The organism is Salinibacter pepae, from assembly GCF_947077775.1.
Lineage (GTDB): Bacteria > Bacteroidota > Rhodothermia > Rhodothermales > Salinibacteraceae > Salinibacter > Salinibacter pepae.
Window position 1 is genome coordinate 813474 of record NZ_CAMTTE010000001.1, and the last position, 26952, is coordinate 840425.

The 26952-nt window shown below is 64.3% G+C and carries 18 protein-coding genes; 5 read left to right on the forward strand and 13 right to left on the reverse strand.

Annotation, left to right across the window (positions count from 1 at the left end; all coding sequences use genetic code 11):
* Window positions 1-26: 26 nt before the first annotated feature.
* The 13 genes from OJA40_RS03490 to OJA40_RS03550 all read right to left on the reverse strand — a co-directional run bounded on the left by OJA40_RS03490 (window position 27) and on the right by OJA40_RS03550 (window position 19423).
* Window positions 27-1238, reverse strand: a complete 1212-nt coding sequence (locus OJA40_RS03490; protein ID WP_263809946.1) for an SIS domain-containing protein — start codon at window positions 1236-1238, stop codon at window positions 27-29.
* A 136-nt stretch (window positions 1239-1374) separates the two neighbouring features.
* A complete protein-coding gene (locus OJA40_RS03495; RefSeq protein WP_208426369.1) occupies window positions 1375-2433 on the reverse strand; it encodes a tagatose 1,6-diphosphate aldolase in 1059 nt (352 codons plus the stop codon).
* 123 nt (window positions 2434-2556) lie between these two features.
* A complete protein-coding gene (locus tag OJA40_RS03500) occupies window positions 2557-3489 on the reverse strand; it encodes a carbohydrate kinase family protein (RefSeq protein ID WP_208426370.1) in 933 nt (310 codons plus the stop codon).
* 108 nt (window positions 3490-3597) lie between these two features.
* Window positions 3598-5103, reverse strand: coding sequence for a RagB/SusD family nutrient uptake outer membrane protein (locus tag OJA40_RS03505; RefSeq protein ID WP_208426371.1), 1506 nt, complete (start codon window positions 5101-5103; stop codon window positions 3598-3600).
* 125 nt (window positions 5104-5228) lie between these two features.
* Window positions 5229-8129: a SusC/RagA family TonB-linked outer membrane protein gene (locus OJA40_RS03510; RefSeq protein WP_263809947.1), complete on the reverse strand. Its 2901-nt coding sequence runs from the start codon at window positions 8127-8129 to the stop codon at window positions 5229-5231.
* Between the two features lie 2114 nt (window positions 8130-10243).
* Window positions 10244-12550, reverse strand: coding sequence for a methyl-accepting chemotaxis protein (locus OJA40_RS03515; RefSeq protein WP_263809948.1), 2307 nt, complete (start codon window positions 12548-12550; stop codon window positions 10244-10246).
* Window positions 12551-14153: 1603 nt separating this feature from the next.
* Entirely contained in the window at window positions 14154-14927 is a 774-nt protein-coding gene (locus OJA40_RS03520) for a DeoR/GlpR family DNA-binding transcription regulator (RefSeq protein ID WP_208426374.1), read from the reverse strand.
* Window positions 14928-14987: 60 nt separating this feature from the next.
* A complete protein-coding gene (locus OJA40_RS03525; protein WP_263809949.1) occupies window positions 14988-15347 on the reverse strand; it encodes a hypothetical protein in 360 nt (119 codons plus the stop codon).
* 117 nt (window positions 15348-15464) lie between these two features.
* Window positions 15465-15956: a cupredoxin domain-containing protein gene (locus OJA40_RS03530; RefSeq protein ID WP_263809950.1), complete on the reverse strand. Its 492-nt coding sequence runs from the start codon at window positions 15954-15956 to the stop codon at window positions 15465-15467.
* Between the two features lie 164 nt (window positions 15957-16120).
* On the reverse strand, window positions 16121-17104 hold the full coding sequence (locus OJA40_RS03535; protein ID WP_263809951.1) for a hypothetical protein: 984 nt from the start codon (window positions 17102-17104) through the stop codon (window positions 16121-16123).
* 838 nt (window positions 17105-17942) lie between these two features.
* Window positions 17943-18269 (reverse strand): ROK family protein, encoded by a 327-nt coding sequence (locus OJA40_RS03540; protein WP_263808874.1) that lies wholly within the window; start codon window positions 18267-18269, stop codon window positions 17943-17945.
* 203 nt (window positions 18270-18472) lie between these two features.
* Window positions 18473-18721, reverse strand: a complete 249-nt coding sequence (locus tag OJA40_RS03545; RefSeq protein WP_208426804.1) for a hypothetical protein — start codon at window positions 18719-18721, stop codon at window positions 18473-18475.
* Between the two features lie 90 nt (window positions 18722-18811).
* Entirely contained in the window at window positions 18812-19423 is a 612-nt protein-coding gene (locus OJA40_RS03550; RefSeq protein WP_208426803.1) for an RNA polymerase sigma factor, read from the reverse strand.
* Between the two features lie 431 nt (window positions 19424-19854).
* Here OJA40_RS03550 and OJA40_RS03555 point away from each other — a divergent pair, with 431 nt between their 5' ends.
* The 5 genes from OJA40_RS03555 to OJA40_RS03575 all read left to right on the forward strand — a co-directional run bounded on the left by OJA40_RS03555 (window position 19855) and on the right by OJA40_RS03575 (window position 26918).
* Window positions 19855-20499: an MEDS domain-containing protein gene (locus OJA40_RS03555; protein ID WP_263809952.1), complete on the forward strand. Its 645-nt coding sequence runs from the start codon at window positions 19855-19857 to the stop codon at window positions 20497-20499.
* Window positions 20500-20582: 83 nt separating this feature from the next.
* On the forward strand, window positions 20583-23339 hold the full coding sequence (locus OJA40_RS03560) for a GAF domain-containing protein (protein WP_263809953.1): 2757 nt from the start codon (window positions 20583-20585) through the stop codon (window positions 23337-23339).
* A gap of 100 nt (window positions 23340-23439) precedes the next feature.
* Entirely contained in the window at window positions 23440-24501 is a 1062-nt protein-coding gene (locus OJA40_RS03565) for a sensor histidine kinase (protein WP_208426800.1), read from the forward strand.
* A complete protein-coding gene (locus tag OJA40_RS03570; RefSeq protein ID WP_208426799.1) occupies window positions 24470-24925 on the forward strand; it encodes a response regulator in 456 nt (151 codons plus the stop codon). The genes OJA40_RS03565 and OJA40_RS03570 overlap by 32 nt, the downstream gene beginning before the upstream one ends.
* A gap of 46 nt (window positions 24926-24971) precedes the next feature.
* On the forward strand, window positions 24972-26918 hold the full coding sequence (locus OJA40_RS03575; protein ID WP_208426798.1) for a sigma 54-interacting transcriptional regulator: 1947 nt from the start codon (window positions 24972-24974) through the stop codon (window positions 26916-26918).
* The last annotated feature ends 34 nt before the right edge of the window (window positions 26919-26952 follow it).

Sequence of the window (26952 nt, forward strand, 5' to 3'; positions counted from 1 at the left end):
CCTCGAAAGTGCTTGGTTTCGTAAAGCTAACGATGGGTCCCCGAGCCCGCCTCGTAGGCCCCGGCCGGGTCGTAGATCTGAACGCCCTGCACGGTCCGGTTGTACAGTGCCTTCTCGGCGGACGGCTCGTCCACGTTCACCCCGCGCCGGTAGGCCGCAAACAGGCCCGCCATTTGGCCGATCAGCACGGCGACATTGGTCTGCTGCAACGCGGGCACCGCCCCTTCCGCGTCGTAGGCAAACACCGAGAGGTGGTCCGTCTCCTCGATCTCCGGCCGCTGGGGCGCGACCACGGCGATGCTCGCCCCAAGCTCCTCGAAGGCATCCTGATACTGGCGGACGACGTCTAGCTCGTACCGCCGCGTATGGCGACGGGCCGAGAGGTAAAACACAACCAGAGAATGCGCGTCGACCGCAGAGATGGGCCCGTGCCGAAAGGCCAGGGTGTCCTCGGCCCCGGCGAGAATCTGCCCCGCCGTGAGCTCTTGGACCTTGAGGGCCGACTCGGTGGCCGCGCCGTACAGGTCGTTGTTGCCCAGGAAGAACGCGCGACGCACGTCGCCGGCCATCAACGCGTCGACAGCATCTGGATGCTCGGCGAGCACCGTCTCCCCAATCTCCGCCGTGCGGTCGGTCTGCTGCACGAAGGCCTCCATGCGGTCGAGGTGGGCGAGGGCCTGACTCGCCACCACCATGCTCGTGTAGGAGCTGGTCATGGCCAGCCCCTGGTCGTTCGTGTCGTCGGGCAGCACCAGCAGGTGCACACGATCGGGGTGGGCCCGAGCCAGCTCCGCGAGGGTCCCCGCGCCGTTGCACGTGATCACCAGGTGCCGTCCCGCCTCCCCCATGCATTCCAGCCCCCCCTCAAGCACGGCCCTGCTCTCCGGGCTGTTGCCGGATCGAGCGAAGTGGACCATGAGGGTCGGCTCCCCCTCCCGAAGAAACAGATCCGGGTTGGGCGTAATGCCGGTGGTGGGCCGGCTTTCACAGGACGTGCCAAAGTGGCGGCGGAGCAGGTCCACGACCGAGAGGCCCACGTAGTGGGACGTTCCCGCCCCCGTCAGGAGGATGCGGGACGGGGCCTCCTCGGAATAGAGACCCGCCGCGTCCAGGAACCGCCTGAGGGCCGGCGCGCGGTCCCGAACCAAACGGGCCGTCTGCCGCCACATCTCGGGCTGCTGCGCAATTTCACCGGGGGTGTGAACCGTTCCCCGATCCGGATCGGGATGGTCGACCATGTGCTGAAGCACATCGCCGTTCGAATCTCCTCGTTCTGGTTGTGCGGCGACCGATGGGTGACGTTGACTCACGTACGTTTGTGTATTGGGTTGATGCAAAGAGTCGGTGTGTGGCCCTCCCCGGCGGCCGGGCCGATTATTCAGTGGAGAGCGCGTCCGTCCCGGCCGGGGCCGCCCTGGACTGATACTTCGGATGGTCCGTCCACGCCCGTGCGGACTCGTTCGCGTCGAGCAGGCGCTCGACCCTGCCGGTCCCCACCTTCGCCATAAAGTGGCGCATTTCACGTTCATTCGGGGCGTGGCGCACAATGTCCTTCCACACGGCTCGCCCGCAGAGAAATCCGCTGGCCCCGGCGTCATTCGCAAACTTGAGGGTCTCGATAAACTCGTCGATCCCCACCCCTGAGCTGAGGATGACCCAGGGAACGCCCGCCGCGCGGTCGAGGCGCTCGCACGCCTGTTCGACCGTCTTGCGGTCGTACACCGCCTCCCCCGCCCCAAACGGCGCGTCCTGGTAGGCCCCCACAAACCGTAGATTGGCGGGAAACTCCAGCTTGAGAACGTCCACCTTGTACGCTGGATCGGAAAACGTCTTGGCGGCGTCCGCGACGAGTGCAGGCTTTCGGCGCGCCTGCACGGCGGGCGTCCGTGCCGCCTCGCCCATCGGGTACGTGACGACCTCAAGAATGAAGGGCATCCCGGCTTCCTCGCAGGCCTCCCCCATCGACGCCACAATCTCTTGCTCGTGTCGATGCGTCTCTTCGGACGCGTCCGGATGATGATAGACCAGCAGCTTTATCGCATCGCCCCCGCTCCGCAAGGCTCGCCGAGGGGACCACGCCTCCAGCAGCCGGGTGCGCCGCTCGTCCTCCCCGACGGCGACGTAGCCCGTTTGCTCCCCCGAAAGGAGCACGCCCGTGGACGCCGGCAGAACATCGATCGACGCAGGATACCCGTACAGCGGATCGGTCAACAGACCACTCACCATGGGCGCGACCGCCTGGGTTACCACGCGTTTCACCTGTCGCAGTCGATCCGGGGCCACCTCGGCCGGCTCGGTGCCGTGCTCGCGAGCAAACATGCGGCGCAAGGAGCCGCGCTGGTCGACGGCAAGCATCGAAAAGCGGTCCGCAGCATCACTGAGTCGCTTGAGGCGGCGGTACTTTCCCGGCGCAAGGGGGTCCGGAATCTGCATGTTAAGGGGCTCAGTTCAAACACAAGCGCGATGGAAATCCAGCCCTGGAATGTCAAGGCATGGGCTCCCGGTTCCCGGTCCGGTGCGGGGGCACGAACGCTTCGAACGTTCGGCCAAATGCCCTCATTCGAGGCGGGAAGCGGCAAACGACCGGAACCCGTCGACGTCCTCGAACGCCGCGGTCCCTCCGGGGCCCCGGGTCGAGTACGCCCCCGCCAGGAGGCCAAACGCGACGCATTCAGGGAGGGCCGCCCCCTTGAGATACTGCGCCAGGAACCCTGCATTGAAGCTGTCCCCGGCCCCCACGGCGTCGACAGGGTCGACCTGCGGGGCCGAGAACGACTGGAGCCGACCGTTGTGGTAGAGGGACGCCCCGTCGTCTCCCTGGGTCACAACCACAGCCCCGGCCCGGTTTCCAAGCGCAGCCATGGCCTGATCGAGACGATCTTCGCCCGCGATGAGCCGCGCTTCGTCGTCGTTCGGGAGAAACACGTCCACCGCGTCGAGCACATCCAGAATACCGCCGCCCCACGTCTCGTCGGGGTCCCAGTTCGTATCGAGGGAGGTCGTGAGGCCTTCGGCTTTGGCGGTGCGGAAGAGCGTGCCCACGTCGGGCTGAAGTCCCGTCTGCAGGTAGAAGGAGGAGAGGTGCAGGTGGTCGGACTGGCCCACATAATCTAGGGGAACGTCCTCAAGGGTGAGGGCCTCCATGGCCCCGGGATACGTTATCATCCCCCGGTCGTCTCCGTGCGTGTAGATGACCGTCAGGCCCGTGGCCTCCTCCGACGTGGACTGTACGAACCGGCACTCGACGTTCCGCTCCTTCAGCCGCTCACGCACGAAGTCCCCGAAGGCATCGTTGCCGACCTGCCCGACAAACCCAACGTCCATCCCGATTGCGCTGGCGTTCGACGCCACGATTGCCGATGAGCTGCCCAGGGTCAGGGTCATGCCCTCCGCAACCCGCTCTTTCTCGAGGGCGGGACGGGCCTGCACCCCCTCCATAATGAGGTCGGCATTGAGCTCCCCGACGACGATGAGGGATGGGGTCTGCACGGTGGTGGCGGTCGGTGGGTGAGGAGTCGTGTAAGGCGGACTGCCCGGGAAGGCGTTCGAACGCACTGGGGCCCGATGCTTCGCGGGGGCCAAATGCCCCCGGATCCACTAGGGGTTTTGTGTCATGCCGGTCAGCTCCACCTCGTCTTCCGGAAGGAAGTGGACCACACGCGGGTGATCGGCCGGAATGGTCTGTGTTGCGGGGGTGGTGGCGGCATTCAGGCCGGGCGCGATATTGGTTTTGGTGTGGATGCCGGGGTAGGACCGGACCATGTCCCGCCCGTTGCGCCAGAGGTCAATGGGCCGGTGTCCCTCAAAAGCCAGTTCGAGGCGGCGCTCGCGCAGCACGATGTCCAGGGCTGTCTGGGCCCCACCCAGGTCACGCATTTCGTAGAGCGCGTCGCCACTCAATCCGGCTCGCTTCCGAATCTTGTTCACGTCATTGAGGGCTTTCTGGTCTCGGTCAAGCTTTGCACGGGCCTCCGCCCGGTTGAGATACATCTCGGCCAGCCGAAGAATCACAGGGGAGGACAGCGTTACGTTGCCTCCCTGACCCGTGAACTTTTTGACGTAATAGACGGGGTATCCATTTCGCTCCTGGATATTCCCACTCTCGTCTCGCTTCGCCTCAATGAACCCGCGGCGATTGTCTTCAGGGTGCTGGCCCAAGAGATCGCGATACTCCTTCGAGGCGTACATTTCGCCCCATCCCTTGCCCGACGGGCTCGTGTAGTACATCGATCCAATAGACCCAAAGTCTTTGTTATCCTCTTCGGTAAACTTGTACGCAAAGATGGTCTGCGAATTCTCCTCCGGCGGCCGGGTGGGCCACGTTACATATTGCGCGGAGTCTTGGATCAGAGAATATCGCCCCGAATTGATGACCTTGTTTGCGTAGTCAATGGCCTTCTGGTTGTCTTCCCGGTACAGGTGCACGCGGGAGAGTAGTGCCTGGGCCACCTCTTTTGAGGCATACGCATTGGACTTCTCCCGTGTCATGAGGTCTGCCGCCCGCTTCAGGTCCTCAACGACGAAGTCGTACACCTCTCCGACGGTACTGCGCGGGGCCTTCGCGTCGGTATCGGGTGACTTGGCGATGGGGACGCCAAGATTGTCTCGTCCCTGCGAGTAGGGCCGCCCGAAGACATTCACGAGTTGAAAGTGCACCAGGGCCCGCAGGAAGTAATTTTCTCCCAGCAGCTGATCCCGCTTCGCCGATTGCCCCGCTTCGACTTCGTCGATCACCCGATTGGCTCCGTAGATCGCCTCGTATCCCAGGGTCCAGATGTTGCTGGCACTGGTCTGATTCTTCTTGTGCCCGAGGGTGTAGGAGTAAAACAGCGGATCCGTCGTCGCACCACTCAACGAGACGTTGTCTCCCGGAAACTCTTTCATGTAGAAGAGGTGACGGGCGTAATGGTAGTAGCCTCCGCTCACAAAGCGGTTGTAATTGCCCTGTGTGGCCGCTCTGAGACCGTCGAGCGAGGTTACCACCTCTTCGGGAGGAAGCCGGTCTTTCGGGCTTACGTTGCTGGGCCCATCACAGCCAACAACGGCCACCATGAGGATGAGGAAAAACAGTACGCGAGGAACGGGTCGGCCCTGAGAAGTCATGTCCAGAGTGTTTTGATTGTCCAGGTTGACCGAAATGGCTTCGGCGACGGAGGATGTGTGGGACCCCCCACCCCCTCGTGAGGAGGCAGGCCTTCGTCCCGGGATTACAGGTGCATCGCGGGGGACTAAAAGCGGACCCCGAGTCCGAAGATCACCTTTCGACTAATCGGGTATTTTGTGCCAGCAACGCCGTCGAGCCCCACCTCCGGATCCATTCCCGAGAAGTCGGTGAACGTAAGGAGGTTGTCGCCGCTCACGTACACGCTCGCCGACCGCAGATTCACCGAGCGAGTCCACGCACTCGGGAGGTCGTACGACAGCCGCACATTCTTCAGTCGCAGGTAGGTCCCGTCCTCGATATACCGGGACGATACGTCGTTCGAGTTGCTGTTCCCCCCTGCGACCGGCTTGGGGTGGGTCGCGTCGTCCCCCGGCTCCTGCCAGCGGCTCCAATCGTCCTCGAGCTCCATGTAGTTGTAGGTCAGGTAGCCCCCATCGGAATCGAAGAGCTCGCGGGCGCTGTGGTAGACCTTGTTGCCGTAGACGAAGTTGAAGAACGTGCTCAGCGTGATGCCTTTGTATTCGACCGTGTTGCGCAGCCCGCCGGTGAAGTCGGGACTGGCGCTGCCGAGCATCTGCAGGGTCGCCTCGTTGTAATTGCTGGTCAACTCGGTGTCGACCACCTTCCCTTGGTCGTTCGTGATCTGCTTTTCCCACAGGGGCTTTCCGGTTTGGGGATCCACACCAGCCCACTTGCGCATGTACCAGGTCCGAATTTCTCCGCCCTCCTGCAGTCGCTGATTGGCGTTGGGCACGTCGAGCACGGGCTCTCCCCCGGCCAGCTCAAGCACCTCGTTGCTGTTGAATCCAATGTTGAAGTCTGTCGTCCAGCGGACGCCCTCTTGGAGATTGATGGTCGAAAGCGATACTTCGAGCCCCTGATTCCGGACCTTCCCCACGTTTTGAATCTGACTGGTGTACCCGGTCACGGAGGGTTGGGGGACGTTCTGAAGCAGGTCGTCGTTGATCCGGCGGTACGCGTCCACGCTGAGGTCGACGCGGTCGAAGACGCTCAGGTCGACGCCGACGTTGGTCTTGCGGGCGATCTCCCAGGTCAAATCGGGATTGCCTTGCTGGGTCGCCCGGGCCCCAATTTCGCCGTTGTAGGGCGCCGCGAAGTCGTAGAGCTCCCGCGCGACGAAATTCCCGATGCTCGCGTTCCCCGTCGTTCCGTAACTGGCCCGAAGCTTGAGCTCTTGAACCCAGTCCCGCCCCTCGAGAAAGGGTTCGTTGTTGAGCGCCCAGGAGCCGGCAATCGAGTAGAAGTTTCCGTACCGGTTGTTTTCCCCAAACTTCGAGGACCCGTCTCGCCGGAAGGACACCGACGCGAAGTAGGTCCGGTCGTAGTTGTAGTTGAACTGGCTAAATCCGGAAATAAAGTTGCTTTTCGTGATCGTGCCCTGGACGCTCAGGGCCTCGGCCGACACGTCAAGGGCACGGAGGTTGGGGAAGACCCCTCCTCCCTCGGCGTCAAATCCGCTATAGTGATTGTTCTCGTACTCAAACCCGAGAATGCCTCCGGTGCTGTGCTTTCCCACACTCCGATCAAACGAGAACTGGCTGGACGACAGAAGGGTCGTGCTCTCCGCGTAGGAATTGAACAGCTCCCCGTCGTTGTCACCGCCCACCTGGGTCCGAATGTCTCGATACTGATCCGCGTCGTCTCGTTGAAGGGTGACCTGATTCGTGGTCTCGAACGACACCCAGGACGTGAGGCTGTAGTCGAGCTTTAGCGTGCCGTTGAAGTCGTACTGCCGGCTTTTGTCCTCGTTGTACTGAAGTGGGTAGAGAAAATTCGTGTTGTCCCGCCCAATCCAATCGCTCTCCCGACCAGTACGGAGGGATCCATCCTCCGATCGAGGTGCGTCCCACGGGAGATTCGTGTACGCTTCGTAGAGCGCCCCCGTCGGATTATTTGCTTCGTCGGTGTATCGCCCGTTGAGACGAGTGTCAACGGTAAAGTCCTCCGTGACGGAGTGATTGACGTTGACCCGCCCGCCAAACCGGGTCAACTCGTCTTCCGCAAGGGTTCCTTCCTCGCGGTAGACATTGCCGGACAGATAAAATGACGTGTTCTCGCTCCCGCCCGTGACGGACGCTTCAATGCTGTTGGTCATGGCCGTCCGGAAGGCAAGGTTCTGCCAGTCCGTATTTTGACTAAAGTCTCGGTCTGCGTAGGCCGATCCCATCTGGTCGTGAAGCCCTTCCAGCTGGGAAGCGTCCATGACGCTGAAGTTGCCCGTCGTCTTCCCGTTGAAGCCTGTGCTTGCCTGAATGCTCACTTCAGTCTCACTGCCCCGCTCCCCCTGCTTCGTGTTGATAAGCACCACGCCGTTGGCCGCCCGCGAGCCGTAAAGGGCACTCGCAGCCGCGTCCTTGAGAACCGTTACCGATTTGATGTTGCTGGGGTCGGGCAGCACGCCTCCGGAAATGGTTCCGTCGACCACGTAGAGCGGATCCGCGCCGGCGCTGATGGACCCCGTCCCGCGAATCCGGACTGTCGGGTCTGCTCCGGGGTCCCCGGATCCCGTCGTCACATACAGCCCCGAGCTCTTGCCCTGAAGCAAACTGGTCGCGTCGTTGACCGTCACGTCGTCCAACTCGGCCTCCCCGACGGTCTCCACCGAGCTCGTAATCTCGCGACGAGACTTCTCCGTGTACCCGACCACAACCGTCTCTTCAAGGTTTTGCACGGACGGCCGAAGAGCGAAACGTACCTGCGTCGTCTCCCCACTGGCAACGGTGACCTCACGAACTTCGGCCTGAAACCCAATGAACGACGCTTTCAGGGTGTACTGTCCAGGGGCCACGTTCTCGATGGAAAACGTCCCCTCGGCTCCCGTGGCCGTGCCCTCGTCGCTGCCCTGGGCCACGACGTTGGCCCCCGGCAGCGGCTCCCCATTGTTTGTGGACGTGACACGCCCCTCAATTCGCCCCCCTTCCTGCCCCAAGGCCTCTCCTGGCATTACTAGAAGGAGGCCCAGAAGGGCGCCCCCCGCGCCGAGCAAGGCGACGCCCGCGAGGCCCCCAGCCCTTTGATAAGACCATCGTTGACGGGCCATTCTCGTCAGCCCCCGGAGAAGTTGGACAGCACAATCCATCGTGATTGCTTCGGTTGTCTGTTCGGCAGGACCTTGTGGTGGTTGAGCCGACCGACCTCTGCGAGCCCGGAAGGCACCAGTTTGAGTCGGCTCAGGGACGCTCTCCTCGTCTGGCACGTGTCCTTCGGGCGAGCTTCATCTACAATTTCACAGTCACTTGTTAACGCTAGCATTACAAACCGTCAACTTTTTTCTTGCGAAAATATTTTGTTTAACATTATCTTAACTCAAACGAAACGAAAAAAGGCCTTTGGGGAGCCCAATACAGGTCTGGGTTTCGTATCGAAAGAGCGCGATCCCGCAATCTGATAGACGGCCCCGCCCCAAAACACCCCGCCACCGTTCGAATACGGCCCTGGCGTCTGGCGCACTGCCCGAGGAATCCCTCCTTTGCGCTACCGTCTTGCCGCGGGGCCCCCGGCGAGTTGGCCGTTGAGAGAACGTCGCTGACGTTCGCCAACCGAGGGAGAGGGGGTCGGAAGGCCTCACCTGGCACGAAGACGTGTGGCCCCACAGGCCAGTCGGACAACCGGGCCGTTCTCGTAGGGCCGATCGTGCATGTCCGGGTGCCACCGCGAGTGCGCCGGCGGGCAAGAACAGTACGGGCATCGATCCCCCGCTTCTGCGGATCAGTGGCCATGGCCGCCCGACTGTTGTTGAGGGTGGGCCCCGACGGCCCGCATAGATCAACCATGCGGCCCCGACAGGACAAACGGGACGCCAAGGGACCGGTCCCCCCAAGAAAGTCGGGGACGGGTGATGCTACCGCCCAGGGGGCCCGGACTGCCACAGACGGGCCTTCGGGGGACAAAACGAGCCCGGAGGCCGCAAGACCACGGGACGGGCCTCTGGGCCGCGCACCCGTCAGTGCCGTGCAGCCGGCGCTTCCCTGCGCCTCGTCGACTCGTCCGACGGTGTGGCCGTCCACCGGCGATCATTCGTCCCGTCGGGCGGCGTCACGGGGCGGTCTCTGAATCGACCTGATGGATGATCTGTCGGCGCTCTCTGGGGGCGGCTTCGCAACCAGCCCAAGAGATTGTCTTGATTTCAGGCTCCGGTAACGGGCACCAAAAAACAGAAGGGAATGAGTCAGCATGCCCCTCCGACAACGAACAATCGGATCCATGCGCCAGAAGCGCTACGGCCCCGCCCACTCGGGTCCCAGCGGGAACGGTCAGCCGCTTTTCCACGACCGGTCACAGGCGGAGCTCCCCCCTTGCTACCACGTGTTGGATGCAATTCTGCACGTAGTTAAGCCAGGAACGCAGTGGCGCGTTTTGCCCAATGAATTTACCCCATACCAAACGCTCTAGTATGGTTTCCAGCGGCGGCGCGAGGACGGACGAATCTCCTGCATTTTGAGCATCACATGCAGGTCGGTCCAGAGACGAACCGGGCGGCGTGGAGCACCCGGTGCGCTGACTATTGGCTGCCAGTCGGCGTCCAGCGCGCGGGCAGGGCCCTGCAGCTTCTCAGACCGGCAGCCTCCGGCTTGGGTCGAGTGGAGAGGGCCTTTGCAAACCAATCCTTCTAAACTCTCGAAACGCCCTTGCAGAAGGAGGGTGCCTGGGAGCCCCACGTTGTGAAATCTGGCGACGGCCCCGGCTTTCTCGTGGACCCAACGTGACCGGTCGCCCAACGGAACTTACCGATGGGTCGGAGACCGGCGGCAGCCGGTCCGGACGCATGAGCGGCGGACCGACCCCAAAGAGACGATGGTCAAGCCTGCTACGCCCCGCATTGCCCTTGGTCGGCCCAATTAAAGATCAAAGCAGGTTCTGGGCACCTTCTGGGCCTCGCAACCCGTGCAGTCGTGTCGTCGGGGCGCCGCTGGCGCTGGGTCCGTTCGTCGACAACGCCTCGAGAAGCGGCATTCTCTGCCCCTCGTGGATGTCTCGGATCATCGGATGGGGTGGGCTGGTGAGCCGGACGCAACATCGCTCAAACAGCGCCCGTCACTGCTTGCCGGACCGCGGTTCTTATCCTTTGCCCTCCAGATGCCCAGCTCCAGAAAGGGATCCATCGCCTCCGTGGTCAGCCGGTCTCGGGTCACGTCCAGTTCTGCTTTGCTCTTCGAGAGCGAACCGCTCGACGCCTTCACGGAGCCGATCGGTGAGGTCGTCCAGGTGACCGGCCGCCTCGGACACTTGGGCAACCCCTGCCGCCGACTGCTGGGCCGCCGTCGAGATCGACTGCACGCTCCGGGCGATCTGCTCGCTGGTGGTGGACTGCTCTTCGGAGGCCGCCGCGATCTCGTCGGCTTTCTGCTCAACCCGCTCGATGGAAGAGACAATCTCGCCGAGGGTCTCGCTCGCCTTCTCGGACAGCTCAATTCCGTCCTCCGCGTTCGAACTGCTTCGCCGCGCCGCCTGGACGGCCTCGTCGATTTCCGACTGCACCTCTCCGATGATGCCTTCGATCTCGGAGGTGGCCGCCTCCGTCTCGCTGGCAAGCGCCCGCACCTCCTCGGCAACCACGGCAAACCCCTGCCCGGTCTCGGCCCCGGCCTCGTCCCCGCCGGCCCGCGCCGCTTCGATGGCTGCGTTGAGGGCCAACAGGTTGGTCTGGTCCGCAATCTCGTCAATCGTCTCGACCACCGTGCTGATCTGCTCGCTGGAGTCCTGGAGGCGGCCAATGGTTTCGGCCGTGTCCTGCACGTCGGCCGCAATCTCTTTGATCTTCGCGGTGGCCTCCGAGACCACGTCTTGCCCGGTTCGGGCCTGGCGGCTGCCGTCCCCGGCCGCCTCGGCAACCGATTGGACGCTTTTGGCGTTCTCGCCGATCGTCTGGTTGAGCTCCTCAACGGCCGCGGCGACCTCCTCGGACTGGGCGGACTGCTCCTCCGCGCTGGCGGCCATCTGATCCGACGACGAGCTGATCTGGCCCGCCGACGAAGCGGTCGCTTCGGCCGCCTCTCTCACCTCTGAGAGAAGCCGGCGAATGCTCCTCACCGCCTGGTTGAATTCCTCGAAGAGGCGGTCCATCATGGCCTTTTGGTCGCTGAGATCGCCGTCGCCGTCCTCAAGGCGTGCCTGCACTGTCAGGTCCCCGTCGGCGAACCGGTTCATCGCGTCCAGCATCGTCTCGATGTTCTCGCTGAGATAGGCACGCTGCTCATTCGCTTTGGCCTTGGCGGCCTTCGCCTCGCGGGCCGCCTCGTGAGCCGCCTCACTTTTCTCTTCCATCTGGGTCATTGCCTCTTGGATTTGGCGCACCATCGTGTTGAATGAAGCGGCCAGTCGCCCCACCTCATCCTGTGTGTCGCGCTCCACGTGCACGCTGTAATCCCCGTCCGCGGCAGCATCTGCGGCAGCGGCCAACTCCTGTATCGGGACAATAACCGTCCGCCGCGCCGCCATGTACAGGATGCCGGCGATGATGACGAGGACGACACTGCTGAAGAGAAGAATCATCCTCCGTACGCCAGTGAGCTTGGCATTGATGTCACGATTCGGATAGGCGGCGACAATTGTGAATCCCCACGCTTCGAAGGTTGACCGCCGCACGTTCCACGCTTTTCCTTTGCTGCGCCCCTCTTTACTGGCCCGCCCCTCATTGGCAAGTGCAGACTGTAGCGTGTTGGGGCTGATGTGCTTTGAGTTGAACATAACCTCTCCTTCCTCGTCCAGCACAGCCAAGAACCCGTTCTCCAAGATGCGGGTCTCCTGGACAGATGCTTGAAGCGCCGTCATGCCACTCAGCTCATACCCTACGTACCAGATGCCCACCACGTCGCCCTGGGCATCCCGCATCGGTTCGTATCCCGTCAGGTATTTGTCCCCCAAGATGTCGACCATTCCGTAGTAGGACTCCCCGTCGGTGATGGCCGCGTAGGCGTTGCCGTCCGGATTCAGAACAGTTCCCACGGCTCGGCTGCCGTCGTCTTTTGTCACGTTGGTGCTAACGCGAACGAACGTGTCGCCGTCGCGCGCAAACAGCGTGGCCGTCCCCCCAAGTTGCTCGGTAACCTGATCCGGCAGTTGATAGCGGCCCACCTGACTGACACGGCCAAACTGCAGGTCCGGCACCGCTTTCCCCTCAAGCGACGTGCGTCCTCGCAGAGCAGGGGTGCCGAGTTGCTGGGCCTCGTCTTTTAGGGCCCGTATTCCGCTGCGTACCATCTGCAGGCGGAGCCGGTTGATGGCTTGCATCCGCTCTGTGAAGCGCGCCGTACTGCTTTTGGCTTTCTCCTGGGCGGCTCGCCGGACGTCGTCGCCGATTCGCATCGAGACGACAACCCCCGCTGCCACCACGCCCAGTCCGACCACGAGAATAGTCGGAATCATAAACTTGGCGGCAATACGGGTGGTAGCGGCCGACCAAAGAGCAGTCAGGTATTTCATAACAGAATCCCAGTCCTACGTCGAATTTTGCATCGAGAGAGAAGCTTTAGCAGACCGTCTGGGGAACCGATCGAACCAACACGAGAGACCAACATGTCGGGCCAGCATGGGGGGAATGCGCACGTGAAAATACGCACGTACAACAGACCCGCCAAGTGACTCTGCCCTTGAGTTGATCTCGGTCGCGGCCGGGATCGCCGCCTACGGACCGATGCCAGCCCGCTCCCTTCGGATGGGACCGCAACGGATGGGACCGCAACGGATTGGACCGCAACGGATTGGACCGCAGTTGGTCGTCAACGAACAGGGAGCATTCGGTCAGATGAGCTTTGAGGTCACGGGTTTTCTCACCGCCCACAGGCCGTCGGGGCGGATCAGTTTAGGGAGCGGGCAACTACTCAATCTTGTGAGCCGGTCGCTCCGACGGTCATCTCTGCTTTCCAGCCCGCAACTTGGCTTGAGTTATCGGCGCATGTCCGACATCCTTAAGTTCAAAGGGCCGCTCCTTCGGGATGTGGGCCCGAATATTTGGACCAGTTGGGCGGCTACTTTCGGCTCAGACGCAGCGGTAAGTTGCCGTACTGATTCGGGAATGGCGAGGGGTGGCTCGAGATGTTCGCGGGGGTGGAAGAGCAGACCGACGAGCGTCAGGGGTGTCGAACCGGGTCGTACGAGCGCGGCGAACGCATCCACCTGAGGCCCTGATCGCCGCCCTGGTGCAGATGGTAATTCGGGGCTCGGCTACAGCCTGCCTTGAAAGCGATGACACCGACCTTCTATCCTTATCGAGACTCCTTGGAAAATACCAAATTCACTGGCCACAAGGGGCGTCGGGGGCCGACAGAGAGCCGAACACGATCGACTTCGTTTGTGAGCGTCTCGTGTGCCTCTGCGCCTCGATCACTGATGAAATGACGGCGTGGCAGGACGGACATGTGCCCGGCCACCTATTTCCGTGAATGCATCCCGGGACGAGAGAAAAGCATGGCAATCGGGCCAAAAGACTACTTTCGCTCGGCGCGTGCCCCTGGCCCGCAAAAGCACCAGAGCCGCGATCCCGCCCGTATTCTCTCAGCTGCCTGAAGCCGGACGGACCGCTTCTTGAGAACGGCTCGTGCTACAGCACAAGAGACATTCAGCCCCCTCAGACCAGCGCCCTCACAAGCAAAAACCTCCGTCGCTCCGCACTCGATTCAAAGCCCGCCAACCGAACGGAGTGGCTTCAATGATTGGAGGGATGGACCCCGCGTCATTCGTGGAGCGACGGCGGGGGAGATTCTGGCGTTGAAACCGGAATCCACATGTTGCTCGCACGTGGGACGACACGTACAAGGGATTGCACGGGCCACTTCGCGCGTTGTCTTCGCACCGGGTGCCTACCGGAGAGCCCACACTTGCGGCCCTCGGCGCGGTGGAAGAGCCAACGAGGGCACCCTCCCCCGAGGATCAGATCCGTGAGTGCCCCGGGGGCTCCCCCTCGCACCTCCTGCTCTTCTCTTGGTCCCTCGCGACCAGGCCCAGCCAGTCACGGACGAAGCGACCTCGCTCAAGCAACCACGACGCGTATGTTTTGCTCTGCCAGCCGCTGATCGATGTCATCAGGGGTGGCGTCGGTAATTAGCACATCGATTGCCTCCGTTTTGCAAATTCGGCAGAGCCCTCGGCGCCCGAACTTCGAAGAGTCCACGACGGCAATGGTTTGGTCGGCGGACTCGATCATCAGCTGGTTCAGATGGGCCTCTTGATCATCAGTCGTCGTCAGGCCGTGTCCAAGATCGAGCCCATCTCCGGCAAGGAACAGCTTGCTAAAAGCATGGTCTCGAAGCATCTGCTCGGCGTACGGCCCCACGACCGAGGCGGATTTGGAGCGAACCGACCCGCCGAGCAACAACACTTCAATCGCAGAAATACCCACGGTCTCCAACGCGATGTGAATGGAGTTGGTCGAAACGGTCAGGTCTTCGACCTCCCGATTTTTGAGGCCCCGGAGGACCTGAAGGGTCGTCGTTCCTGAATCGAGGATCACGGTATCCTGATCTGTGACCATTTGAGCGGCCTTCTTCCCGATGCGACGCTTCTCCTCCTTCTGACGCTGGGCCTTCTTCTCGAAGGGGACATCGTACGCGAAACGATCGGCCGAAAGGGCCCCCCCGTGGGTTCGGATCACGAGGTTCTGATCCTCTAGGAATTGGAGATCCTTTCGGATCGTAACGTCAGAGACGTCCAGTTCGTTGCCGAGGTCCTGAACGGATACGTGCCCCTTCTCGTCCAACTGGTCGAGGACATAGCTACGCCGTTCGGCAGGATCAAGAGAGGCCACGGGACAAAACAGGTTGCTGAGGTTCGGTTCACGCAACTAATCTCCGAAGCTTGGTAGGGTTCAGAAAATGCAAGGTGATCTGATCCGATGGAAAACCAAATCGTGCTGTGGGAACGCGGAAGACCCAGAACCCAACCCGTGCCCCTTGAGACTGCGGGCGCTATCGGGAAGGTGGAGGCGCCGGTGCGGCAGACCGGCGTTGCCGATGAGCATCAACGCAAGGGAGATGCGCCGGCGCACCGGGTGGCCAACGATGTGCTCGGCCTCGTCGGTCGTGAAGCCGGTGCCGGTGATGATGGAACGGGCCTGAAACCGAGCGGCCTCCCTGGAGAGCCCCGTGAGCATGAAGGCCCGGGTGGCAATCCGGGCCACGCGGATCGAGACGGCAACGACCGAAAGCAGAATCAGGAGCGCAGCCACGGCAGCAATGAGGCGTGACGCCAGTCGCACCGAACGGCCGCAAGGCACTGCGCCTTCGTTTCCCGGGTCGGACGGGCGTTACGATCGCCGTTCCGCCTCTACCGAGAATCGGCGACACTACCGTGTGACGGATTGGGGCTGGGGGATGGACGTCCCGGCCTCCGGATGAGGCTTTTTGGTGGAGCCTCTTTTTTCGTACGCGCCTTGGCCGTCCTCCTCAACCGGCTCCACAATCACAACCCCACGCATCGCCGCCTCGTGCGGCACGCAGAAGTAGCGGTACCGACCCGGGGTCTCGAAGGTGTACTCGAACGTCGCCTCCGGCTCCAGGTCGCCGGAATGGAACGGCGTCGCGCCGTCCGGGAGACGCATGCTCTCGTCCACGGTGGCCCTTTCGGGGTCGGCCGTAACCGTATGCACAATCACAGAGGTGTTTTTCCACCGCACCGTCTCTCCGACCTCCACGCGCACCGTGTCCTGCGTGAACGACAGGGTGTTGGTCATGCCCACGGTCGCGGCCGGCGCCCCGGTGGTCTGGGCGACGACGGGGCCGGCGAGCAGGTTCCCCCCTAGCACCAGAAGCCCGAAGGCCCAAAGGCAGAGACGCACACATCGAGCAGCACTGGGCGAATAGAACGACACCGACATGATGGTCTGGAGAATTGAGCAATAGACATACATCGGAATGGGGGGCGGAAGCGGGCCCCGCTTTCCCCGGCCCCACCGGCGGCCGGGACCGGGCCATGCCCTGCGTCTTCCCGGGGCCGACACCGTTACTCTCCGCGCTCGCTGTCGATGTCGAGGTTTTCAAACATCACGTGCCAGAACGGAAGCTCCTTGCCGTTGGGCAGGGTGAAGCCCGTGCTCACGTTGTCGTGCTCAAACTTGTGCTCCCCCTGCACCGGCATGAACGGAGCGACCATGAGGTGAAAGTGCTTGCGCGTCGGCGTCACCTCGCTGTCCGAGGCAAGCTCGTAGCCCTCTGTTCGCACGTACTCGGTGAGCATCCCGTGCACGACGCGAGGCTTGTCGACGACCTCCCCGTTTTTGAGAACCGCCCCCATGCCCCAGAAGGCGGCGTACGTGTATTCGGTGGGCATGAGCGGCGTCCCCACGCCACTGAAGCCGTGCAGCAGGTGGTTGGTCACCACGCCGCCGAACGTCGGGAATTCGGGCCCCGCCGTGGCGAGCATCTCGCAGCACCGCACCGCGTAGGTGTTGCCCTCCGCGTCTTCCCACGACGCCTTGAACGTAACCTCATCCTCCGTGGTGGCGGCGTCGGTGGCGGTCACGTCGGCGGCCTTCAGCATCATGGTGCCGTTCGGCATCGCCGTGCTCTTGTTGCCGAAGGGGGTGTTCCGGTCGAGCTGGGTAAACCTGCCGGTTTCCGTCTCGCGGAAGGGAACCGGCACGCCCGTCATCCCCGGCGTGCCCGTGAAGGCGAGCGGCCTGTCCGGGGTGCCGAACACGTCGTTGTCGAGCTCGCGCTTGTCCGGCAGGCCGACGAACACGCCGCCGCTATTCTGCTGGACCGTGAAGGAAAGGGGCCCCCCCAGCAGTTCGGGCGGATTTTCGACGCCTCGGTGGGCCTCCAGGTAGCCGTCGGCCTGGTTCATCTCCTGAAGTTGCATCAGCATCTTCTTCATTTTCTTGTCCTGGGCCCGTGCCGTGCCGGAGACCGCGAGCACAAGCAGGGCCCCGACCAGCACGGCGATCCCGGCGGAGAGCCCTCGACCAAGGCCTGGTGCCGTGGACAATTGTTGCGACGAAAGGTCAACGAAAGAACGTGGAATACGAGTCATGGAAATGGAGGATTGTTGAGTAGGAGATGCGGCAGACAGTGTCTGTAGCGGATCAGAGGAAGAAGAAGCGTCCATCCGTCTTCTCTCGCCGCTCTGTGTCGGCGTATTGCATTTGCGTTACAATCGATGCGCGGGCATTCACAATCCACTCGGCCGTTTTCTCGTCGAAGAACCGCTCCCAAGCAGTGGCGCCACACCGCCGCCTTCCGGTCGTCCCGCACAACTCTCTGCCCATTGGGGTTCGCAATACTTCTCTTCTCAACCGCTGCCCGTGTTGCCCCGGCGACCTTCAGGCCACCCATCGGACCTGCTCCGCCCCTGCAGCTCTCACTTCTCCCTCCTTCCCCCTCTTGACTCCCGCGCCTCTCGGGGATACGCTCAAGCCGAGTCCCCTGAGGATTGGCCCCTGCACCCAAGCCATCGTCCCGAACGGGCTGCCATTCCATCTTCCGTCGGTCTGTCGGAACGTCAGAAGCAGTCCGCAGAGGCAGTCCGCCGGCGGATCGCCCTGTTGGTGTGCTTCGTGGACCGCTCAGGACCTGTTTGGCGGATGGATATTCAGCCGAGACACAGCGGGCAACGTGCATGAGACCAAACGTGCCCTGTAGCGGGGGCCGAGCAGAAGCGAGGGCATGCCTCTGATGCGCTACCGGGCGATGATGCGCTACCGGGCGCGTGCAGAAGCCGTTCTGCGCTGGGAACGCAGTGACCGAGTAGTGCCTGGGCTGCACGAGATCCGCGACGTCGCAGGCCATAGACAGCCCGCCAAACAGGGTCTCAACCGGTAATGCTCTCAACGTCGCTCGCCCGCGAGTCCCTGTCCTCCCTCCAGCACGTGCCCGTCGTTCACAATGCCCCCACCAATGCTCGTGCCCACGGACACCACGACCAAATTGTCGGTGCCGCGGCCCGCCCCGTAGGCCCACCCCCCATGCGTGATGGCGCGCACATCGTTGGCCACCGTCACCGGCAGGTCGAGGACATCCTCAAGGCACTCCCGCAGCGGGGCCTCTCGCCAGTCGAGGCTCGGGGCCGACCGGACGACGCCCGTTTCCGGGTCGACCCGGCCCGCCCCCCAACTCCCGCCACAACGGCACGACGCGACGCCTGTGACAGGCACGAGCGCACACACCGGACAATGTCGTCAACGACGCGGTGCGCTCCGCGATCAGCGTTGACGGGGTGTCGGTGTGCAGCACGGACGGATCCATCGGCGTCAACACGAGCGGACTCCACCTTCGTGCCCCCCACGTCGATGCCGAGGGTGGATGCAAAGGACATGGGCTCGGAGACGCAGTGGGGGAGGTCGGACGAACGTCGAGCCTACGGCCCAGCCGCATCGGACCCGGCACAGTCCCTGAGCACCTCAGGGGCACCGGCCTCGAGAATCAGGAGTTGGTCCAGGCCGGTTCCTGCCCGCAGCATGACCGATTGCCGGGCGTCTTGCAGACACGGCAGGACCGCCGACTCGGCGAGCCCGAAGCGGTTGGAAAGCTGCTGAATCGTTCCGATGACCTCGCCGTCTTCCATCTGGGCGCAGCGAACAGAGAGGCGGTCTTGAAGCATGGTCATAACGGTCTGAAGCACCGATGAGAAGGCACAGGGGCACCGGCTTGAAAATCCTACTCGTGGAGCGCCGCGGGCGGGTGTCGGAAGCCCCACCTACGCAGCCATCTCGTACGTCTCTCGGTATGCGTCGTCGAAACGGGACTGCAGCGCGTCCCGCAGGGCCCTGCGGGCACGGTGGAGACGAACCCGAACGTTGACTCGCGTTAGGTCAAGCTGCTCGGCGACTTCTTTTGTCGATCGCTCTTCGAGATCGCGAAGACGAATAATCCGACGATAGGACTCAGACAGCTCTTCCATTGCCTCGTGGAGAAGGGTGTACTTCTGGGCCGCCTGGGTCTCTTTCAAGGGATTGGAGCCCATAGACTTTTCGGGCGTCGTGCCCGCCTGGACGTGTTCGAGCGTGTCTTCCTCCAGGTAGCTGTGCCGCTGGTCTTCGCGGTGCTGGCTCAGGGCCACGTTCTTGGCAATGCTGTGGAGCCACGTCGTGACCTTCGAGTCGCCCCGGAAGTTCGGCAGGCTCCGCAGGGCCTGAAAGAAGGTTTCCTGCACGAGGTCGCGCGCCCGCTCAGAACTGCTGGAATACCGCTGGAGGACGCTGTGGATGTAGTCGCGGTTGCCGTGGATCCAGCGGCGGACAGCGTCCGGATCGCGATTGCGAAGGGCCTCAAGCTCGTCGTCGGTCAGGGGAGAGGCAGAATCGGGCATCGGCGTAGGCGAATGGTGAGAGAAGCGATGTGCATGGCACGCCAGCCTCCATTGTCTGGCATTGGTTGGTAGGCCCAACACCGTGCCAGCCCTCCGCCCCGCAAGAATACATGTCGCCTAAACACGTGAGACACACAAGGATACGCGGCAAATGTCTGGGCGAAGCTTTCCTCGTGTTCTGACGATAAGTCGACACCGTGTGGATATATCGTCACGCCGTACCCGTCCCCGGCCGTCAGTAAAATCAGTAAAAGGTGCTGGATTGGGGGTGTAACTGAGCGTTGGGGTGGCACACGAAGGATTAACCGCATTCTGCTCTCCGAAGCTACCAACTGGCCCCGCCCGGGATCTTCACCCTCAGTGAACATTTCTACGCCGCATCTTATTCTGTATAGACCATTCATGCTCCCGTCCACGCAGCCGGTTCAATTATGGATGCTCGCACAGAGACCGAAGAAAACGTGCAGGAGGGGGACGTGAGCGGTGTGCCCCTCGGCTTTGGGGGTGTAGAGGCCGATGTGGGCGACCACATTGCCCACTTTTTCCGTGGCGGTGAGCGGCGGTTTTCCGTGCTCGGGCCGTACGTTGAAGCCGGGTTGCGGCGAGGCGACCGGTGCGTATTTATCTCGCGGCCCGACGTAGGGGCGGCCCTGTGCGACTGGCTGGCGGAGCGAGGGATGGATGTCGACGAGGCCCGCTCGGCCGACCGGTTGATCCTGGATCCCGGCCGGGATACGGAGGACGACATGAAGCGCCTCGCCGAACGGATCGACGCGAGCGTCCAGGAGATGGACGAGTCGTTCGTTCGGTGGGCCGGGGACGGCGAGTGGTGCCTGGAACGGGAGATCACGGTAGAAGAGATGCTGCGCTGGGAAGCGCTCTACGACGAGCACTCGTCGGAGTGGCAACTGCTGGCGCTGTGCCAGTTCGACCTGGCTGTTTTCGAGAGCGACGTCATCATGGACGCACTCCGCACGCATCCGTACTGCGTGATGGGGGAGGTCGTGGTGCCGAATCCGTTCCACGAGTCCCCGGAAACGGTGCGGCAGGAGCTGGCCGGTCGCCACCGCGCGTAGGCGTGCCGCCGCCCCGCCCCCTGCGCCGACCGTCCACGATTCCGCCATCCTCTCGGCACTCATCGCGACCGCCCCCCCATAGCATGGAGGCCTCCCACTACACATCGGACCTCGACCCCTCGTCGGTCCTCGGCTTCGGGTCGGCCCTGGCCATGCTCGACTCGACCGAGGAAGTGGCCCGTCTCCTTACAGGGGCCCTGCGGTCGATGGGCCTCGCGGACCTGCAGGCCGTGGTGCTGGATTCGAGCGCCGACGACCCGACACGCGTGTTTGGGAGTCTCGGCACCCGCCCGCTGCCCGGCCCGGTCGTCGACGAACTGCGCCGGGGGGCTCCCTTCCCCGACACGGCCGACGCACGCGGCACGCCGTCGCACCACCGGGTGGAGGTGCCCGAGGAGAGTGCCCTCGCCGACCAGGGCATCGATCACCTCGCTACCGTTCGGCTGGGCACCCTCGACCAGGAGTTTGGCAGGGTGGTGGCGGGCCTGCGCGCGGACGACACCCATACGTCGCTGCAGCTGTCGTCGCTGCAGATGATGGCCGCGCAGGCGTCGATGGCGCTGCATCGAATCGCGCTCCACCGGGAGCAGGCCGCCCAGCAGGAGGCCCTCCGCGAGAGCGAGGCGCGCTACCGCGAACTGTACGAGAACGCCCCCGTGGCCTACCTCTCCGCCACCGCCGAGGGTAAGATCCGCATGGCCAATCGGCGGGCGACCGAGCTGTTTGGGGCCTCCAGGGAGGCGCTCACAGGGCGCTCGATCCCCAACTTTTGTGCCAGTACGCCCACCGGCCAGGAGGCCGCCCAGCGGCTGGCGGAGTGCCTCCGGAGCGGAGCACCGGTGCGCGACGACGAGGTGGAGCTGTGCCTCCCCGACGGGGGACGCGTCTGGGTGAGCCTCACGATGCGGCCCATCGAGGCGGGCGACCGGGCCAGCGATCGCCTTGTCATGATGGTCGACGTGACCGAGCGGCGCCGGATGGAATCAGCCCTGCGCGAGGCTAGAAATGAGTTGGAGCGTCGTGTAAAGGAGCGGACGGCGGAGCTGGAACAGGCCAACGAGCACCTCGAACAGCGCACGCGCCGCCTCCAGGCGCTCCGCGACATCGACCAGGCCATCCTGGCCGCCGAGTCGCCCGAGGAGATCGCCACGGCCACGCTCCGGCGCGCCCGCGAGATTATGCTTTTTCATCGGGCCAGCGTGTCGGTCGTCGACTGGGAGGCGGAGCGCGCACAGGTGCTCGCCACTCGTCAAGAGGACGAGACCTTGGCGGGGGGGACCACAATTCCCCTCGACGACTTTTTTCTGACCGATGCCCTGCGGGCGGGCGAGGCGGACACGATCGACGACCTCGCGGCCCGGTCGTCCTCGGGGGTCGCCGAGACGGTGAAGGACCTCGGCGTCCGGTCCGTCCTCTGCCTCCCGATGATGGACGACGAGGAGCTCCTCGGCCTTCTTCAGATCGGGCGCACGCGCCCCCAAGCCTTCACGGACGAGGACCGGCGCGTGGGCACGGAGCTGGCCGACCACCTCGCCATCGCGCTCCGCCAGGCCCACCTGCGGCAGCGGGTCGAGACGCGCACCACCGCGCTCGAGCAGGCCAACGACCGCCTGGCCCACCAGACGCAGCGCCTGCAGACCCTCCGCGACATCGACCAGGCCATCCTGGCCGCCGAGTCGCCCGAGGAGATCGCCACGGAGGCGATCCGCCGCGTGCGGTCCATCCTGCCGTACGAGAGCGCCACCGTGACGGTCACGGACTGGGAGGCCGGAACGGCCCACGTGCTGGCCGCCGCGGACAACGTACTGGCCGCCCCCTCCACCCTTCCGCTCGACGAGGTCTACCTCAGCGACACCCTGCGGGCCGGCGACACCGAGGTGCTGTCCGTTGAGGCCTACGAGCCGGTGCCGGAGGCGGAGGCCCGCATGCAGGAGATGGGGCTCCAGTCCATCCTCTGCGTCCCGATGGTCGTCGAGGAGCAGGTGATCGGCGTCGTGCACGTGGGTCGCACCCAGCCCGAGGCCTTCGCGGACGAGGACCGACGGGTTGGGCGCGAGTTGGCCGACCACATGGCCATCGCCCTCCGACAGAGCCAGCTTCTGGAAGAGGTGCAGGCCCAGCGCGAGCGGCTCGAAGAGCGGGTGCAGGAGCGCACCGAAGAGCTGGAGTCGTTTACCTACTCGGTGTCCCACGACCTGCGCACTCCCCTCCGCGCCATCGACGGCTACACGCGCATCCTGAGGGAGGACCACGCCGATCAGCTCGACGAAGAGGGCCGGCGCCTGCTCGACGTGGTGCACGAGAGCACACAGACGATGGGGACCCTCATCGACGACCTGCTCACGCTCTCGCGCCTGGGCCGCCACGAGATGAACCGCGTACCGATCGACATGCAGGCCCTCGCACAGGAGACGATCGACGAGGTGCGCCGGGCCCACGCCACCGAGGCGGTGACGTTCGACCTCGCCGCCCTCCCCGCGGCGGCGGGGGACCGGTCCATGATCCGGCACGTGTTCTCCAATTTGCTGGCCAACGCCGTCAAGTTTACGCAAACCGAATCGGATCCCCGGGTTGAAGTGTCCGGAGAGGTTCGAGACGGCAAGCGGGTGTTCGTGGTGCGCGACAACGGCGTGGGGTTTGACCCGGACCGGGCCGATGCGCTCTTCGGGGTGTTCGAGCGGGCCCACGAAGCAGACGACTTCGAGGGCACGGGCGTGGGGCTGGCCATCGTGGACCGAATCGTGCGTCGCCACAATGGGCGGGTGTGGGCTAAGGGCAAGGAGGGCGAGGGGGCCTCCTTCTTTTTTGCCCTGCCCTCTCCGGACACTGAAACGCCGTAGGGGGCTCGTCAACTGTAGTATTCCCCGTTCCCCGCACTCGCAGGAGCGCGCCAGTGGCCCGACGAAGGAGTACGCCCTTCAGAACTCGGGCCCAGGGCCGATGCCGATGCTCAGCCGACTCGCCTTTTCCGCCCTTCCCTTCGTCGCACTTCTCGGAAGTGCCGGCTACACGGTCGTGGCCGCCTACCGGCTTCGGGACTGGCGGCCCGCGCTCTTCGTCGGGGTCCTCGTGCTCATGGCCATCCACCAGGGAAACGAGCTGCTCGTGTGTGCCGAACGCGGCACGGAGGCCGCGCTGTCGGGCTTCGGGGAGTACCCCGAGACGACGGCAAACCTCCTGGCAAGCGCCGCCACCGTGCTGTTGCTCCGCTTCGTTACCCGGGAACGGGACCTGTCCGAACGGCTCCGCAGCCTGACCGGCACGCTCGAAGAGCGGGTGCGGGAACGGACCGAAGAGCTCGAATCGTTTGCCTACTCGGTGTCCCACGACCTGCGGGTCCCCCTCCGCGCCATCGACGGCTACACGCAGCTCCTCAAACAAAACCACGCCCCCCAGCTCAACGAGGAAGGCCGGCGCCTCCTGACGGCCGTCCGGGACAACACCCGGACGATGGGCACCCTCATCGACGACCTGCTCGCGCTCTCGCGCGTCGGACACTGTGAGATGACGTTTCGTCCCCTCGACATGAACAGTCTCGTTCAGGATGCCATCAACGACCTGCGGCGGACGGAGGCGGCCACCGGCGGCGTGGAATTTGACGTGCAGCCCCTCCCTCCCGCCGCCGGCGACCCGTCGATGGTGCGCCAGGCCGTTCTGAACGTGCTGTCCAACGCCGTCAAGTTTTCCCGCCGCGAGCCCGCCCCCCGGGTGGAGGTGCGCGGCACCGAGGCCGACGAGGAGGTCGTCTTCTCCGTGCACGACAACGGCGTGGGGTTCGACATGGCGTACACCGACAAGCTCTTCGGCGTCTTTGAGCGCCTCCACGAGGAGACGGCGTTCGAGGGCACTGGGGTGGGCCTGGCCATCGTCGATCGCGCCGTGCGCCGCCACGACGGCCGGGTATGGGCCGAGAGCACGGAGGGGGACGGAACCACCGTATATTTCTCGCTGCCACGCCCCACCGACCTGTATGAACAGCCCCGTCGTGACCGAGCACATTGACCTTTTGCTGGTGGAGGACCAGCCGTCCGACGCCGAGCTCACCCTGCGCGCGCTCCGCGACCTCGATCTTACAAAGCGCTTTCACCGGATCGGGGACGGGGCGCAGGCCCTCGACTTCCTCTTCGGACGCGCGGCCCACGCCGACCGGAGCGTGGCGGACGCGCCGGGCCTCATCCTGCTGGACCTGAAGCTGCCAAAGGTGAGCGGCCACGAGGTGCTCCGGGCCCTCAAGTCCGACGAGCGAACCCGACACATCCCCGTCGTCGTGCTGTCCTCGTCGGGGGAGCGCAGCGACGTGGAGCGGTGCTACGCCCTCGGGGCCAACAGCTACGTCGTGAAACCGGTCGACTTCGACGCGTTCACGAACACTGTGCAGCGCATCGGCACCTACTGGCTCCAAATGAATGAGACGTGTGGGGCGTGATGCCTGGAGGGGGGCTCGCCGTTCTTCGCCGATCCCATCGTGCCACATGTCGACCGACGACCCGCTTCACGTTTTGATGCTGGAGGACGTGGCCACCGACGCCGAGCTCGTGCGGCGCGAGCTGGAGCAAGAGGGGTTTGACTTCGAGGCGGAGCGGGTGACCACCGAGCAGGGCTTCACGCAGGCGCTCGATGCGTTTGCCCCCGATATCATTCTGGCCGACTACTCGCTCCCCCGCTACGACGGCCTGTCGGCCCTGGAGGTGGCCCGGGCAGAGCGGCCGCACGTCCCGGTCGTGTTCGTCTCCGGCGCCATTGGCGAGGAGCGGGCCATCGAGACGCTCAAGCAGGGGGCCACGGACTACGTGCTAAAAGACAAGCTCTCCCGGCTGGGGCCCGCCGTGCGCCGGGCCCTCCGCGAGGCCGAAGAGCGGCGGGCGCGCCGCGAGGCCGAGGCCGCCCTCCGCCGGGCCCACGACGAGCTGGAGCAGAAGGTGGCGGCCCGCACCGCGGAGCTGCGGGACGCAAACGATGCCCTGAAAGAAGAAATCGAGGAGCGCACACGCGCCGAGCGGGCCCTGCGCAAGAGCCGCGAGCGCCTGACCCGCATCATCGATTCGGCGATCGATGCCATCATCAGCATCGACGCGTCACTGGAGGTGCACCTGTTCAACGCGGCCGCCGAGGAGATTTTTCAGTGCTCCGCCGAGGCCATGGAGGGGGAGTCGCTCGCCGCCTTCCTCGCCGACCCGTTCGAGGCGCTCGTGCACCGCCACATCGACGCCCACCAGGAGGCCCAGGCCGGCGACGGGACCGCCCCGGAGGCGGCGGGGCGTTACCTGACGGCACCGGACGGCCTGCAGGCGCGCCGGGCCGACGGCACGACGTTTCCGGTCGAGGCCACGCTGTGCCCCGTCCGGCTCCCGGCAGAGGACCGCTACCTCATTATTCTCCGCGACGTGGACGAGCTGAAGCAGGCCGAAGAAGAGGTCGCCCAGCTCGAGTCCGAACGCTTGTACCTGCAGGAGGAGCTCAAAAGCGAGTACAACTTCGACGAGATCGTCGGCACCTCCGCGCCGATGCAGTCCGTATTCGACGCCATCGACCAGGTGGCCAACACCGAGACCACCGTCCTCGTCACCGGCGAAACCGGCACGGGCAAGGAGCTCGTGGCCCGGGCCCTCCACGAGCGCAGCCGCCGGGCCGATCAGGTGTTCGTAAAAATGAACTGCGCGGCCCTCTCCACCGACCTCATCGAGAGCGAGCTGTTTGGCCACGAACAGGGGGCCTTTACCGGCGCTACCGAACGGCGCGAGGGCCGCTTCGAGTTGGCCGACGGGGGCACCCTCCTCCTCGACGAGATCGGTGAGCTGCCGCTCGAGACCCAGGCGAAACTGCTCCGCGTCCTGCAGCACCAGACCTTCGAGCGCGTCGGGGGAAGCGAGACCATCGAGGTGGACACCCGCATCCTCGCGGCCACCAACCGCGACCTGGAGGCGGCGGTGGAGGCGGGGAATTTCCGGTCGGACCTCTACTACCGCCTCAACATTTTCCCCATCAAGCTCCCCCCGCTCCGCAACCGCACGGGCGACATTCCGCTGCTGGCAGAGCACTTCTGCGAGATGTACGCCGCCCGCACGGGCAAAGACATCGACGGCTTCCACCCGGACGCGATGGCTGCACTGCAGGGGTACGACTGGCCCGGCAACGTGCGGGAGCTGGCCAACATCGTCGAGCGGGCCGTCATCCTCACCCGAGACCAAAAAATTCGGGCCGAGCACCTGTCGATCGAGGCGGACACCGACGCGCCGGGCCCCGCCTCCTTCGAGACCCTGGAGGAGGCGCAGCGCCGTCATATCGAGCGGGCGCTTGAGGTAACCGATGGGGTCGTCGGCGGGGACGAGGGCGCCGCTCGGCTTCTGGACGTGAAGCGGACCACGCTCCTCTCCCGGATGGACCGGCTGGGCATCGACCCCGAGGTGCACCGGCCGTAGGGCGGTCGTCCCCGATTCGTCGCGTGGAGGGCAA